15 protein-coding genes are annotated in these 15,080 nt (G+C 62.9%); 14 read left to right on the plus strand and 1 reads right to left on the minus strand.

The genetic code is table 11. The features are described from left to right. Position 1 precedes the first annotated feature (1 nt). The 12 genes from NKH49_RS03830 to trmB all read left to right on the plus strand — a co-directional run bounded on the left by NKH49_RS03830 (position 2) and on the right by trmB (position 12,295). A complete protein-coding gene (locus NKH49_RS03830) occupies positions 2–1,108 on the plus strand; it encodes a DUF1513 domain-containing protein (RefSeq protein WP_352925200.1) in 1,107 nt (368 codons plus the stop codon). Between the two features lie 159 nt (positions 1,109–1,267). Next, on the plus strand, positions 1,268–1,960 hold the full coding sequence (gene tsaB, locus NKH49_RS03835) for a tRNA (adenosine(37)-N6)-threonylcarbamoyltransferase complex dimerization subunit type 1 TsaB (protein ID WP_352613877.1): 693 nt from the start codon (positions 1,268–1,270) through the stop codon (positions 1,958–1,960). Further along, positions 1,960–2,454 carry a ribosomal protein S18-alanine N-acetyltransferase gene (rimI, locus tag NKH49_RS03840; RefSeq protein WP_352470057.1) on the plus strand — a complete coding sequence of 165 codons (495 nt, stop codon included), beginning with the start codon at positions 1,960–1,962 and terminating at the stop codon, positions 2,452–2,454. Before tsaB ends, rimI begins: the two co-directional genes overlap by 1 nt. Positions 2,455–2,475: 21 nt before the next feature. Then, on the plus strand, positions 2,476–3,276 hold the full coding sequence (olsA, locus tag NKH49_RS03845) for a lyso-ornithine lipid O-acyltransferase (protein WP_352613878.1): 801 nt from the start codon (positions 2,476–2,478) through the stop codon (positions 3,274–3,276). A 63-nt stretch (positions 3,277–3,339) separates the two neighbouring features. After that, positions 3,340–4,749: a tRNA (N6-isopentenyl adenosine(37)-C2)-methylthiotransferase MiaB gene (gene miaB / locus NKH49_RS03850; protein WP_352613879.1), complete on the plus strand. Its 1,410-nt coding sequence runs from the start codon at positions 3,340–3,342 to the stop codon at positions 4,747–4,749. 26 nt (positions 4,750–4,775) lie between these two features. Next, complete coding sequence (locus NKH49_RS03855; protein WP_352541253.1) at positions 4,776–5,825, plus strand: PhoH family protein; 1,050 nt, start codon at positions 4,776–4,778, stop codon at positions 5,823–5,825. A 17-nt stretch (positions 5,826–5,842) separates the two neighbouring features. Next, complete coding sequence (gene ybeY, locus NKH49_RS03860; RefSeq protein WP_352541254.1) at positions 5,843–6,340, plus strand: rRNA maturation RNase YbeY; 498 nt, start codon at positions 5,843–5,845, stop codon at positions 6,338–6,340. A 28-nt stretch (positions 6,341–6,368) separates the two neighbouring features. Continuing rightward, complete coding sequence (locus NKH49_RS03865) at positions 6,369–7,442, plus strand: hemolysin family protein (protein ID WP_352613880.1); 1,074 nt, start codon at positions 6,369–6,371, stop codon at positions 7,440–7,442. A 377-nt stretch (positions 7,443–7,819) separates the two neighbouring features. Further along, the gene (gene lnt, locus NKH49_RS03870; RefSeq protein ID WP_352470063.1) at positions 7,820–9,406 is read left to right on the plus strand and encodes an apolipoprotein N-acyltransferase; all 1,587 of its coding nucleotides are present in this window, start codon (positions 7,820–7,822) and stop codon (positions 9,404–9,406) included. A gap of 137 nt (positions 9,407–9,543) precedes the next feature. Continuing rightward, complete coding sequence (locus NKH49_RS03875) at positions 9,544–9,963, plus strand: helix-turn-helix domain-containing protein (RefSeq protein WP_023676895.1); 420 nt, start codon at positions 9,544–9,546, stop codon at positions 9,961–9,963. A gap of 329 nt (positions 9,964–10,292) precedes the next feature. After that, positions 10,293–11,582, plus strand: coding sequence for a methionine adenosyltransferase (metK, locus tag NKH49_RS03880; protein WP_023676896.1), 1,290 nt, complete (start codon positions 10,293–10,295; stop codon positions 11,580–11,582). Positions 11,583–11,593: 11 nt separating this feature from the next. Next, positions 11,594–12,295: a tRNA (guanine(46)-N(7))-methyltransferase TrmB gene (gene trmB, locus NKH49_RS03885; protein ID WP_352925202.1), complete on the plus strand. Its 702-nt coding sequence runs from the start codon at positions 11,594–11,596 to the stop codon at positions 12,293–12,295. Between the two features lie 60 nt (positions 12,296–12,355). Here trmB and NKH49_RS03890 read toward each other — a convergent pair whose 3' ends face one another. Continuing rightward, entirely contained in the window at positions 12,356–12,520 is a 165-nt protein-coding gene (locus NKH49_RS03890; protein ID WP_352470065.1) for a hypothetical protein, read from the minus strand. Between the two features lie 281 nt (positions 12,521–12,801). On the opposite strand from NKH49_RS03890, the gene rimP reads away from it, so the two are divergent. Further along, positions 12,802–13,434: a ribosome maturation factor RimP gene (gene rimP, locus NKH49_RS03895; protein WP_023676900.1), complete on the plus strand. Its 633-nt coding sequence runs from the start codon at positions 12,802–12,804 to the stop codon at positions 13,432–13,434. A gap of 47 nt (positions 13,435–13,481) precedes the next feature. Beyond that, positions 13,482–15,077 carry a transcription termination factor NusA gene (gene nusA / locus NKH49_RS03900; protein WP_023676901.1) on the plus strand — a complete coding sequence of 532 codons (1,596 nt, stop codon included), beginning with the start codon at positions 13,482–13,484 and terminating at the stop codon, positions 15,075–15,077. The last annotated feature ends 3 nt before the right edge of the window (positions 15,078–15,080 follow it).

Genomic DNA, 15,080 nt, shown 5'->3' on the forward strand with positions numbered 1-15,080 from the left:
CATGAGGACGCCGCTGATCGATCGGCGCGATTTCCTGAGGGCCGCAGGCGCTGGTTTCGTAGCGGCGATGGCGCCGTCGGCCTGGGCAAAGACACTCGACGCCGACGCGGTCTTCGTCACCGCTTTCGTCAAGCGCGACGGCAGCTATGGCGCGGCCGTCCTGTCCGAGGCCGGCAAGTTGTTGCACACGATCGATCTGCCCGATCGGGGCCACGACGTTACCTTCGACCCGGTGTCCAATCGTTCGGTGGTGTTTGCCAGGCAGCCGGGCACCTTTGCTGTCGTCTTCGACCATACCGGCCGCTATAAACCGCACACCATTGCCAGCGTTGCCGGCCGGCATTTCTTCGGCCATGGTGTGTTCTCGGCCGATGGCACGCTGCTCTACGCAACCGAGAACGATTTCGACAATGCCGCCGGCGTCGTCGGCGTCTATGACGCGCATGCGAAATTCAAGCGCATCGGCGAGTTCCCGACCTACGGCGTGGGCCCGCACGAACTTCTGCTTCTCTCCGACGGCAGGACAATCGCTGTCGCCAATGGCGGCATCGAAACGCATCCGGATTATGGCCGCGCCGAGCTCAATATCGCAACGATGAAGCCTTCCTATGTTCTGGTCGACCGCCTTACCGGCGATCTCACCGAAAAGCACGAATTACCGCCGGCGCTACACAAACTGTCGATCCGCCATATGGATGCCGACCGCTCCGGCACCGTCTGGTTCGGCTGTCAATACAGGGGGCCCGGTACCGATCGTCCCCCACTGCTCGGCCGCGCGGCGCGCGGCATGGACCTGAAATTACTCGACATGTCGCAGGACGTGCTCTCCGCCTTCAGGAACTATATCGGCTCGGTCGCCGCCAACCCTGCCGCCGGCACCATCGCGGTGTCTTCGCCTGAGGGCAATTCGCTTGCCGTGATCGACGCGGCCAGCGGCCGCATCGTCGCCACCAAGGCGCTGGTCGAGGTTTGCGGCGTTGCAGCCGATGGGGAAAGCTTCATGGCGACGACCGGCGCCGGCGATATCGTCGAGTCCGGTGGCTCGATACATTCCGAGCCGGACTATGTCTGGGACAATCACGTGCTGCGTATCGAGCAGGTCGGCTAGTCCCGATACCTATTGTGGCGGTTGCGTGCGTTGGAACTTACATTCTTGGACCCGCGCCGAAGCCAAGTCGCCTGACGATTTATCCATTATTGCCTTGCGGGGATCAGCCCGGGCGGGCAGAGGGAAGCTGTTTTCGAAACTGTCTCAACCGGCCGCTTCATGAAATTGCTTGCCATCGACTGTGCCGCCAATCTCTGCGCCGCCTGCGTCTACGACGCGGCGGCCGGGAAAGAACTCGGCCGTTCGGTGCTCGATCTCGGTAAGGGTCATGCCGAGCATCTGATGGGTGTCATCGAAAAGGCGTTGGGGACCAGCAGAACCGACTATTCCGGCCTCGGCGCCATTGCCGTTTCGACGGGTCCGGGCTCCTTCACCGGTCTGCGCGTCGGCGTCTCGGCGGCGCGCGGCCTTGCGCTGGCGCTGAAAATCCCGGCGATCGGCGTGACGACTCTGGAGGCCCTGGCGGCGCAAGCGAGAGCGGCATTTCCCGGTCGCACCGTGCTCGCCGCGCTCGATGCAGGTCGCGAGGAGATCCATGCGGCACTTTACGATGAGAGGTCGGTTCTGATCTTTGGTCCGGCCGTGACCACGCTCTCGCAAGCAGCCGCCATCGCGGTCGACAGATCTGCGGTTCTCGCCGGCACGGCGGCAACCCAAATTGCCGCGGCGGCCGGGCGCAGCTTCGATCTCGGCGGGACGGCGGCCACCGCCGACATCGCCGTCTATGCCCGGCTGGCCGCCGCCCAACGTGCCGGTAAAAAGGGCGAGGGCGAAAAGCCGAAACCGCTCTATCTGCGCGGCGCCGACGCCAAGCCGCAGGCCGGCTTTATTCTATCTAGGCAAAAAAACTGATGCGCATTCCATTCCTCCAGCCGCGTCGCAGGGACTATGCGATCGAGCCGCTGACGGTTGCCGACAGCGCGGCCATGTCGGTGCTGCATCGCGAGGATTTCGCGCGGCCGTGGACCGACGACGAATTCGCCGCGCTGCTCGAGCAGGACACGGTGTTCGGCTATGCCGCGCGCGAGACCGGACAGGGTGCCAAGCCGCCGGTCGGCTTCGTGCTGGCTCGGCTGGCGGCCGGCGAGGGGGAGATCCTGACGGTCGCGGTGGCACGCTCGCATCGGCGCCGGGGGCTCGGCTGGCAATTGATGGATGCGGTGCTGCGTGAACTGCACGCACAGCGCGCCGAGGCACTTTTCCTCGAGGTCGACGAGACCAATGTCGCCGCGATCGCGCTCTACCGGCGGTTCGGCTTCCGCGAGGTCGGCAAGCGCGCCAACTATTACAAGTCGCCGGAGCACGGCCCGACCGGCGCGCTTGTCATGCGCCGCGATCTTCGCTAGCCAAACGCCGGGGTGGTGCGGATGATCGGAAAAATCAGGATTTTCCTGGCCCTGGGGCTGGTTGTCGTCGGCTCATTGGTGCTTGTGCCTTTGCAGATACTGTCGATGAGGACCGGACTCTGGCGCGAGACCTTCATCCTGAAGATCTGGCACAGAATGATCGTCAGGGCGCTGGGGCTGCGCATCCATGTCAAGGGAGCGCTGTCCGGCCAGCGCCCATTGCTGATTGCTGCCAACCACATCTCCTGGACCGACATCATGGTGCTGGGGTCGATGGTCGACGTGACGTTCATCGCCAGGGCCGATATGGCAGGCTGGCCGCTGATCGGCATGCTGTCGAAGCTGCAACGCACCGTCTTCATTGAACGTGAGCGCAAACGCTCGTCGGGCGACCAGGCGAGCGAGATCGCCGGCCGGATGGCCAAGGGCGACGCCATGGTGCTGTTCGCCGAAGGCTCGACCGGCGACGGGAACATGATCCTGCCGTTCAAGAGCACGCTGTTCGGCGCCGCTACAATGGCGATTGCGGAAGGGGCGACCGAACAGGTCTTCATCCAACCGGTGGCGATCGTCTATACGCGCCTGCATGGCGTGCCGCTCGGCCGCCGGCATCGGCCGGTTGCCGCCTGGATCGGCGATGAGGAGCTGATGCCGCACCTCAAGGTGCTGATGGCCGAGGGCGCCCTCGACGTCGAGGTGCATTTTGGCGAGGCGATTGCTTTCTCCAGGGGCTCGAGCCGCAAGGAGACGGCAAAGCAGATGGAACGCCAGGTTCGCGAGATGGTACAAGCGGCGCTCGCCGAACCGCGTCCGAGCCGGTAGGCTGAGCAGGTTCCGGCCAGATTCGTCTGTTTTTTGTCGGGGAAAGGCGCTAGAAGCCGCGAAATGGAATTGAACACGATAGAACGTGACGACATCGGCGCTGCCGCCGAAAACCTGGTCGTTCCGCCTGCCGCGACCAGAAAGGTCTTCGTCAAGACCTATGGCTGCCAGATGAACGTCTACGATTCGCAGCGCATGACCGATGCTCTGGCGGCCGACGGCTATGCCGCGACAGACGCCATCGGCGAGGCCGATCTGGTGCTGCTCAACACCTGTCACATTCGCGAGAAAGCGGCGGAAAAGGTCTATTCCGAACTTGGGCGCATCCGTGAGCTGAAGGCGGAACGTGCCAAGGCCGGGCGCGAAATGCTGGTCGGCGTCGCCGGCTGCGTGGCGCAGGCCGAGGGTGCCGAGATCATCCGCCGCTCGCCGGCTGTCGATCTGGTCATCGGTCCGCAGACCTACCACCGGCTGCCCGGGGTGCTGGCGAGGGCGCGGAGCGGCGAAAAGATCGTCGAGACCGATTATGCCGTCGAAGACAAGTTCGAGCATCTGCCGCAGCCGAAGCGCGCCGAACTGATCAGGCGCGGCGTGACGGCGTTCTTGACCGTTCAGGAAGGCTGCGACAAGTTCTGCACCTTCTGTGTCGTGCCCTATACGCGCGGCTCGGAAGTCTCGCGGCCGGTGGCACAGATCGTCGCCGAAGCCGAGCGCCTGGCGGATGCCGGCGTGCGCGAGGTGACGCTGCTCGGCCAGAATGTCAACGCCTGGCACGGAAGAGGTGAAGACGGCGAGGAATGGGGCCTTGGCCGGCTGCTGTTCAGGCTGGCAGAGATTCCAGGTCTGGCGCGGCTGCGCTACACGACCAGCCATCCGCGCGACATGGACGATGAATTGATCGCCGCCCATCGTGATTTGCCTACGCTGATGCCCTATCTACATTTACCGGTGCAATCCGGCTCCGACCGCATACTCAAGGCGATGAACCGCAGGCATATGGCCAAGGACTATCTGACGTTGATCGACCGCATCCGTGCCGCACGGAACGACATCGCACTGTCCGGCGATTTTATTGTCGGCTTTCCCGGTGAGACGGGAGCGGATTTCGAGGCGACGATGCAGTTGGTCGAAGACGTCAACTATGCCTCGGCCTTCTCGTTCAAATATTCTCCGCGCCCCGGCACGCCGGGCGCGGAGATGGGCGATCACGTGCCGGAGGCCGTCAAGGACGAGCGCCTGCAGCGGCTGCAGGCGCTGCTTCTGAAACAGCAGCAGCATTTCGGCGCAAGCCTGGTCGGCAGGACTATCGACACGCTGATCGAAAAGCCTGGCCGCCAGGCCGGCCAGAAGGTTGGCCGCTCGCCGTGGCTGCAGCCGGTTATTGTTGATGAAAACGCCGGCGAAATCGGTGACATTATCCAGGTACGAATCACGAAGACGGGCTACAACAGCCTGTTCGCCGAATTGGCCTGAAGGCCTCGGCAGATGAGGAGAGACGGTTGAGCGCTGCTGAAGTCAAGAACCTGCCCCAGAATCTACCCTCCGGGGCCTCGGATATCGCGCACATCGTACTGACTTTCGACAATAACAAGCTTGCCAGCGCCCTTTACGGCCAGTTCGACGAGAATCTGGCCAGGCTCGAGCAGAAGCTCGGCGTCGATATCCGCTCGCGTGGCAACCAATTGACCATCAAGGGCTCTTCCTCGGCCGCCGAGCAGGCGCGCCGCGCCTTGGACAATCTTTACGGCATTCTGCAGAAAGGCACCGATATCGGCCAGTCCGATGTCGACGGCGCCGTGCGCATGGCGATCGCCACCGACGACCAGCTGACGCTGCCGACGCTGGAGCGCAAGGGCAAGGTGTCCGCCGCCCAGATATCGACGCGCAAGAAGACCATCTATGCCCGCTCGCTCAACCAGGACGCCTATATGCGCGCGCTGGAGCGGTCGGAACTCGTCTTCGGCATCGGCCCGGCCGGCACCGGAAAGACCTATCTGGCGGTGGCGCATGCGGCAATGCTGCTCGAACGTGGCATGGTCGAACGGATCGTGCTGTCGCGCCCCGCGGTCGAGGCCGGTGAACGGCTTGGCTTTCTGCCGGGTGACATGAAGGAGAAGGTCGATCCCTATCTGCGGCCGCTCTATGACGCGCTCTACGACATGATGCCGGCCGACAAGGTCGAGCGGGCGATTGCTGCTGAGGTCATCGAGATCGCGCCGCTGGCATTCATGCGCGGCCGTACGCTGGCGCACGCTGCCGTCATCCTCGACGAGGCGCAGAACACCACGCCGATGCAGATGAAGATGTTCCTGACCCGGCTCGGCGAGAACTCGCGCATGATCGTCACCGGCGATCCGACCCAGATCGATCTGCCGCCAAACACCAAATCCGGCCTGGTCGAGGCGCTGAGAATCCTCGACGGCGTCACCGGCATGGTGACCGTACGCTTCAATGAAGGCGACGTCGTCAGGCATCCGCTGGTCGCCGAGATCGTCAAGGCCTACGACCGTGACGGCAAGCTGGCCAGGGGTTTGGGTGTCGAAAGCTGATACGATTATGCGGCCGCATGGCTGAGGAGCAAAAGGCGGGGGGACCGCTTCCCGTCGAAATCGATATCGCGATCGAGGCGGGCGACTGGCCCGACGAGGCGGTGCTGATGCGGCTGGTCGACCACGCCGTCTCGGCCGCCTTTGCCGAAACCGGTGCCGACGGCCGTTCCGAGCTCAGCATCGTCTTTTCCGACGATGCCCGTATCCGCACGCTCAATGCCGGCTGGCGCGGCAAGGACAAGCCGACCAACGTCCTGTCTTTTCCAGCTTTTCCGTTTGCCAGGGGAGGGCCTCTGCCGCCGATGCTCGGCGACATCGTGCTGGCCGCCGAGACTGTCGCGCGCGAGGCGGCACTGGAAGACAAGCCCATCGAGGACCATATCTCCCATCTCGTCATCCATGGCCTGCTGCATTTGCTGGGCTATGATCACGAAACGGATGCCGAAGCGGAACTGATGGAAGCGACAGAGCGCGCAGCACTTGCGAGGCTTGCCATTCCCGATCCCTACACGTAATTACAAAAGACCAATTGACCGGACGATGATGAACGACAAACCAGAGACTGCCGCCCGCTCCGACGCCGGCAGTGTGATCAAGCCTTCCGAAACGACGGAAGAGGGCTCGAGTCCGAGTACCACGACCGGCAGCTTCGCCAGCGAGGCATCGCCTGCCGGTCCTTCCCTGTTCGATCGCGTGCTCGGGCTTTTCAGGCACCGCAACGGCACCAGCCTGCGCGAGGAGATTGCCGGTGCGCTTGCCGAAACGGCGAGCGATGCAGAATCCTTCTCGCCCGGCGAACGCGCCATGCTCAACAACATCCTGCGCCTGCGCGAAGTGCGGGTCGAGGACGTCATGGTGCCGCGCGCCGACATCGAGGCGGTCGAGATCACCACGAAGCTCGGCGACCTTCTGGGGTTGTTCGAGCAGTCCGGCCATTCCCGCATGCCGGTCTATTCGGAGACGCTCGACGATCCGCGCGGCATGGTCCATATCCGCGACGTGCTGGCGCATATCACCAAGGTCGCCCGCGTCAGAAAGGGCAGGACGACCAGGAAAACTCCGGTCGCGACGGTTCTCGATCTCGCCCAGGTCGATCTGGCGCGCACCATCGGCGATCTCAGCCTGATCCGACCGGTGCTGTTCGTGCCGCCGTCGATGCTCGCCTCCGACCTGATGGGGCGAATGCAGACGACGCGCACCCAGATGGCGCTGGTCATCGACGAATATGGCGGCACTGACGGTCTCGTCTCGCTCGAGGATATCGTCGAGATGGTGGTCGGCGACATCGAGGACGAGCATGACGAGGACGAGCCGATGATTACCCAGGCCGGCGAAGGCGTCTTCATCGTCGACGGCAAGGCCGAGATCGACGACGTCGCCAAGATGATCGGCGAGGATTTCGCCGCCGGCGAGCACGGCGAATATGTCGACACGATCGGCGGCATGATCTTCAACACGCTTGGCCGGGTGCCGGCGCGCGGCGAAGTGGTGCAGGCCATACCCGGCTTCGAGTTCCATGTGCTCGACGCCGATCCGCGCCGCGTCAAGCGCGTGCGCATCGTCGAGACCCTGAAGGGCGAGCGCCGCCGCCGCGCCGTCCGCACCGAGCAGGCTTAGACGCTGCGTTTCGGCAAGCGGTGGAAACCGTTTAGCGTCTTAGCTGGCCGTTAGAGCCAACCCTGGACCATGGCTTGCAGCGAATGCGGTCCAAAGATCCGACACCGAAAGGGTTCCTTTCCAAGGCCGAGCCAGCGCGAACAGCAGGACTGCACTTGGGACGGAAACCATGAGCATGGCCAGAACGCTATTGAGCAGCGAATGTCGCTTCAAGTGAATTGTGCTCCCGTGACGACCAGCATCATCGCATCGCTGGGCAAGGTCTGCCAAGGTCGAGGCCGAAGTTAATGCTCGGCAGCCCCAGCTGGGCGCCATTTGGAGCCAAGGCCGCGGCCTGATAAATCTTGCTTCCTGATTCGCACGACTCGGAAGCATAGATGGAGCGCCAGGCCGGCCGGATAATTCTGCTTTGGGGCTGGCGGCGCGCGTTGGTGGCGTTTCTTGCCGGCGCGCTGGCGGTTCTTGCCCAGGCGCCTTACGATTTCTTCGCCGTCTGTTTCGTTTCGTTTCCCCTGCTGGTGTGGCTCCTCGACGGCGCGACCGGCGAAGCCTCGGACGGTTTTCTGCGGCGCTTGCGTCCGGCTTTCGCCATCGGCTGGTGGTTCGGTTTCGGCTACTTTCTTGCCGGTCTCTGGTGGGTCGGCTCGGCGCTTCTGGTCGAGGCCGACAGCTTTGCCTGGGCCTTGCCGTTCGCGGTGGTCGGCATCCCCCTCGCGCTCGCCTTCTTCTATGGTTTCGCCGCCGTGGTCGCCCGGCTGTTGTGGAGCAACGACATCGGACGCATCGCCGCGCTCGCCTTCGGCTTTGCGCTGGCGGAATGGCTGCGCGGCTTCCTGTTCACCGGCTTTCCGTGGAATGCCGTCGGCTATGCGGCGATGCCGGTACCTTTGCTGATGCAGAGCGTCTCGGTGACCGGCATGGTCGGCATGGACGCGCTTGCGGTCTTCGTCTTTGCGCTGCCGGCGCTGCTTGCGGCGCGCCGGCATCTCCGCCTCGGCGCGGCATTGCTTGTCGTGCTCGTCGCCGCCCATGCCGGCTTCGGCTATATCCGGCTCGCCGCCCCCGAAAAGCCGGCCGCCCGCAGCCTTGACGTCCGTATCGTGCAGCCTGCCGTCGACCTTACGGAAAAATGGGATACCTCGGTGCGTGACCGCATCTTCGCCACCATGATGGGGCTTTCGGCCAAGGCGCCGGAACCCGGCCATGACAGGCCGCAATTGATCCTGTGGCCGGAGACCTCCGTGCCGTTTCTGTTCACCGAACGTCCGGATGCCCTGCCTGCGATCGGAGAGATGCTCGGCGATGGCCAGATGCTGGTCGCCGGCGTCGTTCGCGAAGAAGGCGGCTCGGCGGCCGGCAGCCGTTACTACAACTCTGTGGTGGCGATCGACGAAAAAGGCGAAATCGTCGATGCCGTCGACAAGGTCCACCTGGTACCCTTCGGCGAATACCTGCCTTTTGCCGATCTGCTCGGCCGCTTCGGGCTTGAGCAGCTTGTTGCCGGTCCAATGACCTTCGCGGCGGGCAATGAGCGGCATCCGATCGCGCTGCCCGGCGGTATCCGGGCGCTGCCGTTTATTTGCTATGAGGTCATCTTTCCCGATCTGGTCGCAGTTGACGCAACGTCAGCCGAGCTTATTGTGAACGTCACCAATGACGCCTGGTTCGGCGACACGCCGGGGCCGTACCAGCACTTCAGGCAGGCGCAGATCCGGGCGGTGGAGAATGGGGTGCCCCTGTTGCGCGCGGCTAATAACGGCATTTCGGCCGTTGTCGACCCGCGCGGTCGCATCGTCGACGCGCTGGCAATCGATGCACGCGGCGCGATCGATGTGCGTGTGCCGATCTCCGACCAAGCCATCGTTTCATCCGGCCAACGACGCATTAACGGAATGCTGATCATGTTTTTGCTTGCCGTTGCGGCATGCATTTTGAACGTAAGGCAAAGGCTACGGGCGAATTGACAGCCGACACATTAGAAACTCATACTGTAAGCGCCTGAAAATTTTCGAAGTCGATAAGGTCGTTCTGTTGGGGCACGGGCCGCGGCGTCGTTTGGGCAGCAAAATAGAAAAAGCCGGAAAAATTCGGCGAGGAAAAAATGACAGAAGAAAACAAGAAAAAGCCGAATCCGATCGACATCCACGTCGGAAGCCGCATCCGGCTTCGCCGCAATATGCTGGGAATGAGCCAGGAAAAACTGGGTGAAAACCTCGGCATAACGTTCCAGCAGATCCAAAAGTACGAAAAGGGCACCAATCGCGTCGGCGCCAGCCGTTTGCAGGCAATCGCCTCCATACTCGGCGTCCCCGTCGCCTTCTTTTTCGAGGATGCGCCCGGTCAGGAGCCCGTGGGCAACCGTGGATTTGCCGAGGATGCTTCGATGACCTCCGCCGTCGAATTCTGCGGCAGCCCGGAAGGCCTCCAGCTGAATCGCGCCTTCGTCAAGATCGCCGATGTGAAAGTGCGCCGCAAGATCATCGAGTTGGTGAAGTCGCTTTCCACCGACGAAGTCGATTGACTGGCCCGTGAAGAGTTCAACAAGGAAGGGCTCGTCCTAGCTGGGCATGCAATTTCTCGCGGCTGCGCGCATTGAGGGATGTTCATTCCGCAGATGCGCTAAAGCGCAGATCGATTTCGCTCGACTCGCTTCCTGGAAGCCGTTTTCCTCAGTCTGTTGCGCAAGGGCTGATCGCAGTGCGCCCTGCCGCCGTCTCGGGATGCAAGGATAATAACGTCAAAATTCATGCCAGAACGGCTGCATGGCTTGACTAGCGACGCCCGGCACCGTTAACAACTGGCGCGCCAAAATCGGCGGCCTGCCGATATTTTTTTCAAGAGGGGACACCCGTGACGCGGCACAATTACTTCTTCACCTCGGAATCCGTTGCCGAGGGCCATCCCGACAAGGTCTGCGACCGCATCTCCGACGAGATTGTCGATCTCGTCTATCGCGAAGCCAGAAAGACCGGCATGGACCCGTGGAAGGTCCGCGTTGCCTGCGAGACGCTTGCGACGACCAATCGCGTTGTCATCGCCGGCGAGGTGCGCGTCCCCGAGACGCTGCTCAAGAAGGACAAGGAGGGCAACGTCCTGAAGGATGCGGCCGGCCATCCGATCGTCAACCCGGCCAAGTTCAAGTCGGTCGCTCGCAAGGCGATCCGCGAAATCGGCTACGAGCAGGCCGGCTTCCACTGGAAGACAGCCAAGATCGAGGTCCTGCTGCACGGCCAGTCGCCGGATATCGGCCAAGGCGTCGACAACGCCTCCGACCGGCAAGGCGAGGAGGGAGCCGGCGACCAGGGCATCATGTTTGGCTATGCCTGCCGCGAAACCCCGGACTTGATGCCGGCGCCGATCTATTACAGCCACAAGATCCTCGAATTGCTGGCGGCTGCGCGCCATGAAGGCAGCGGTGATGCCGGCAGGCTCGGGCCGGATGCCAAGAGCCAGGTCACCGTCCGCTATGTCGACGGCAAAGCGGCGGAAGTGACGCAGATCGTGCTGTCGACCCAGCATCTCGATGAGACGTGGGATTCGAAGAAGGTGCGCAACGTCGTCGAGCCCTATATTCGCGAAGCACTGGGCGACCTGAAGATTGCCGACAATTGCAACTGGTACATCAATCCGACCGGCAAGTTCGTCATCGGCGGGCCTGATGGCGACGCCGGCCTGACCGGCCGCAAGATCATCGTCGACACTTATGGCGGGGCTGCGCCTCATGGCGGCGGCGCTTTTTCTGGCAAGGACACCACCAAGGTCGACCGCTCGGCGGCCTATGCGGCGCGTTATCTCGCCAAGAACGTGGTTGCCGCAAAGCTCGCCGATCGCTGCACCATCCAGCTTTCCTATGCGATCGGTGTCGCCCAGCCGCTGTCGATCTACGTCGACCTGCACGGCACCGGCAAGGTCGACGAGGCAAAACTCGAGCGTGCACTGCGCGCCGTGATGGACCTGTCGCCGTCCGGCATCCGCCGCCACCTCGATCTCAACAAGCCGATCTATGCCAAGACGTCGTCCTACGGCCATTTTGGCCGCAAGGCCGGCCGCGACGGATCCTTCTCCTGGGAGAAGACCGATCTCGCCAAGGCGCTCAAGGACGCTCTCGCCGAACCGGTCGCCGAAGCAGTCGCCGCCTAACCGCGGCGCCTATGGATCCGAAGGACCGGCCAAGCCGTGCGACCGAGGCCTTTTTCGGTCGCCGGCGCGGCAAGGCCATTCGACCACAACAGGCAGCGGCGCTGGAGAGCGGCTTCGCCGCCTACAGGCTCGATCTGACGGTTGAACCGCCGGCCGACTTGCGGAGCCTTTTCGAAGCCGAAGTTTCGGCTGTCCAGCTCGAAATCGGTTTTGGCGGCGGCGAACATCTTCTGCACCGTGCTACGGCCAGCCAGGCGACCGGCTTTATCGGCGTCGAGCCTTTCGTCAACGGCATGGCCAAGATGATGATGGCGGTCCGGGAGCGGCCGCTTGCCAATCTGCGCGTCTACGACGACGACGCCACACGTCTGCAGGACTGGCTGCCGCAGGCTTCGCTTGACGGCATTGACCTTCTCTATCCGGATCCGTGGCCGAAGAAGAAGCACTGGAAGCGGCGCTTCGTCAGCCCGGTCAATCTCAACCGCTTCGCGCGCGTCCTGAAGCACGGCGGAAAGTTCCACTTTGCGTCCGATATCGATAGCTATGTGAACTGGACGCTCCTGCATTGCCGGGCGCACGACGCCTTCACGTGGCAGGCAAGCGAACCAGCCGACTGGCACCGGCCCTATGATGGCTGGCCGGGGACGCGCTATGAGGCCAAGGCCATTCGCGAAGGCCGACGGCCCGCCTATCTCACCTTCGTGCGGAAATAAGCGGGAGATTAGAGCTGAGCACAAGGCGAGCGGGCCGAAGGCTCTCGGCGGCCACCTGGCTCAGAAGCGACGGATCTTGTTGAAGGCTGCCGGCTCCATGCCGAGATTGCGCAGATCATGCGCACGCGGCTTGCGACCGCGTTCCACAGCCCGCGACGCGGCTACGGCGCTGCCGAACACGCTAAAGACATCGCCTATGGCTGAAAAAAATCCACGATTGTTCATGATGGGACCCTTTCGAGCGCAGTGAGCGCTCCAATTGTGCAATGCAACGTAGATAGTCGTGCGTGGCCGGTGCTCAAACGGTGATCACTGCATGGGCGCCATGCATTTGGAGCAGCGCTGCGGACTCGGAGCCTTGCCGTCATGCAGGACGGGCTTGAAACGAGGACCACGATCGTCTATATCAGCTTCAAATTCTTGGTCGGTATGACGAAGAGTGGGTCCACCCGGTCCCGCTCTTTTTTATTACCTGCCGACCGACAGAAATCGAGTGACAGGACCGAATGACAGTGACGGCAAGCGAAGGCGACGACCGCATCATCCGCGAAAGCGGCATCGATGCGCGCATCGCGCTGATCGTTCAGCCGGTACTGCGCGCCATTGGCTTCCGCTTGGTACGTGTGCACCTGTCGGGCCAGAACGGGCTGACGCTGCAGATCATGGCCGAGCGCGAGGACGGCACGATGACGGTCGAGGATTGTGAAGAGGTCAGCCGGGCGGTATCGCCGGCGCTCGATGTCGATGATCCGATCGAGAAGGCTTATCATCTCGAAGTGTCGTCGCCGGGCATCGACCGGCCGCTGGTCCGCAAATCGGACTTTGCAGCCTGGACCGGCCATCTGGTGAAGATGGAAACGTCGGTTCTCGTCGCCGACCGTAAGCGCTTCAAGGGCAAGATCGCCGAAAGCGACGCGGACGGTGTGCTGATCGAGCGTGACAAGGCCGCTTACGGCGAGGAGCCGACGGTACGTGTTCCCTACGATGCGATTGCCGAAGCGCGGCTGATTCTGACCGACGACCTTATCCGCGATGCGCTGTCGAAGGACAATCGGGCGCGCAAGGAAGCCAGGAAACGCCGCGGCGAACCCGAAGACGCACCAGAGGGTGCGGAAGACGAAACCGAACAGGAAATGTGATTGGGCTGCCGGCCGTAAAGGTCGGCAACAAGCTCGGGAGAAAGAAGATGGTTGTAAGCGCCAACAGGCTTGAACTGCTGCAGATCGCCGATGCGGTCGCGCGTGAAAAGTCGATCGACAAGTCGATCGTCATCGCCGCCATGGCCGATGCGATCCAGAAGGCCGCGCGCTCGCGCTACGGCCAGGAAACCAATATCCGCGCCGACATCAATGCCAACACCGGCGAGATGAAGCTGCAGCGGCTGATGGAAGTGGTCGAGAAGGTCGATGACTACGCGACGCAGATTGCCATTTCCTCGGCGCGCGAGCGCAATCCGGACGCCCAGCTCGGCGATTTCATTGCCGAACAGCTACCGCCGATGGATTTTGGCCGCATCGCCGCCCAGTCGGCCAAGCAGGTCATCGTGCAGAAGGTGCGCGAGGCCGAGCGCGACCGGCAATATGACGAATACAAGGACCGTATCGGCGAGATCGTCAACGGTACCGTCAAGCGCGTCGAATACGGCAACGTCATCGTCGATCTCGGCCGCGGCGAAGCGATCATCCGCCGCGACGAGCTGATTCCGCGCGAAAACTACAAGTATGGCGATCGCGTCCGTGCCTATGTCTATGACGTGCGCCGCGAACAGCGCGGCCCGCAGATATTCCTGTCGCGCACCCATCCGCAGTTCATGGCGAAGCTGTTCACCATGGAAGTGCCGGAAATCTACGACGGCATCATCGAGATCAAGTCGGTCGCCCGCGATCCGGGTTCGCGCGCCAAGATCGCTGTCATCTCGCGCGACAGCTCCATCGATCCGGTCGGTGCCTGCGTCGGTATGCGCGGCAGCCGCGTCCAGGCGGTCGTCGGTGAATTGCAGGGCGAGAAGATCGACATCATTCCTTGGTCGCCTTCGGCGGCGTCCTTCATTGTCAATGCATTGCAGCCGGCGGAAGTCGCCAAGGTCGTGCTCGACGAGGATGCCGAGCGCATCGAGGTCGTCGTTCCCGACGATCAGCTGTCGCTGGCCATCGGCCGCCGCGGCCAGAACGTCCGTCTTGCCTCGCAGCTCACCGGCTGGGATATCGACATCCTGACCGAGCAGGAAGAGAGCGAACGCCGCCAGAAGGAATTCGTCGAACGGTCGTCGCTGTTCATGGAAGCCCTCGACGTCGACGAGATGGTCGGCCAGGTGCTCGCTTCCGAAGGCTTCACCAGCGTCGAAGAGGTCGCGTATGTCGACTCCGGCGAAATCGCGTCGATCGACGGCTTCGACGAGGACACGGCTTCGGAAATCCAGACCCGCGCCCGCGAATATCTGGAGAAGATCGAAGCCGAGCATGACGAGAAGCGCAAGGCGCTCGGCGTCAAGGACGAGCTGCGCGAGATTCCCGGCATCACCACCGCCATGATGGTGACGCTCGGCGAGGACGGCGTGAAGACGATCGAGGATTTCGCCGGCTACGCCGCCGACGACCTGACCGGTTGGAAGGAACGCAAGGACGGCGAGACGAAGGTATTCCCGGGTGTGCTCGCCAACCACGGCGTATCACGCGCCGATGCCGAGCAGATGGTCCTGGCGGCTCGCCTGAAGGCTGGCTGGATCACCGAAGACGAGCTTGCCGCCGAGGGCGTGCCGGCTGACGAAACCGTCGGTGCGTGAGGT

This window comes from Mesorhizobium sp. M1088, assembly GCF_040318575.1.
Classification (GTDB): domain Bacteria; phylum Pseudomonadota; class Alphaproteobacteria; order Rhizobiales; family Rhizobiaceae; genus Mesorhizobium.

Bases quoted from the DNA above. Each gene is read 5' to 3' on its own strand.
- NKH49_RS03830 (WP_352925200.1), top strand. From the start codon at position 2: ATGAGGACGCCGCTGATCGATCGGCGCGATTTCCTGAGGGCCGCAGGC.
- tsaB (WP_352613877.1), top strand. From the start codon at position 1,268: ATGAAATTGCTTGCCATCGACTGTGCCGCCAATCTCTGCGCCGCCTGC.
- rimI (WP_352470057.1), top strand. From the start codon at position 1,960: ATGCGCATTCCATTCCTCCAGCCGCGTCGCAGGGACTATGCGATCGAG.
- olsA (WP_352613878.1), top strand. From the start codon at position 2,476: ATGATCGGAAAAATCAGGATTTTCCTGGCCCTGGGGCTGGTTGTCGTC.
- miaB (WP_352613879.1), top strand. From the start codon at position 3,340: ATGGAATTGAACACGATAGAACGTGACGACATCGGCGCTGCCGCCGAA.
- ybeY (WP_352541254.1), top strand. From the start codon at position 5,843: ATGGCTGAGGAGCAAAAGGCGGGGGGACCGCTTCCCGTCGAAATCGAT.
- NKH49_RS03865 (WP_352613880.1), top strand. From the start codon at position 6,369: ATGAACGACAAACCAGAGACTGCCGCCCGCTCCGACGCCGGCAGTGTG.
- lnt (WP_352470063.1), top strand. From the start codon at position 7,820: ATGGAGCGCCAGGCCGGCCGGATAATTCTGCTTTGGGGCTGGCGGCGC.
- NKH49_RS03875 (WP_023676895.1), top strand. From the start codon at position 9,544: ATGACAGAAGAAAACAAGAAAAAGCCGAATCCGATCGACATCCACGTC.
- trmB (WP_352925202.1), top strand. From the start codon at position 11,594: ATGGATCCGAAGGACCGGCCAAGCCGTGCGACCGAGGCCTTTTTCGGT.
- NKH49_RS03890 (WP_352470065.1), bottom strand. From the start codon at position 12,520: ATGAACAATCGTGGATTTTTTTCAGCCATAGGCGATGTCTTTAGCGTG.
- rimP (WP_023676900.1), top strand. From the start codon at position 12,802: ATGACAGTGACGGCAAGCGAAGGCGACGACCGCATCATCCGCGAAAGC.
- nusA (WP_023676901.1), top strand. From the start codon at position 13,482: ATGGTTGTAAGCGCCAACAGGCTTGAACTGCTGCAGATCGCCGATGCG.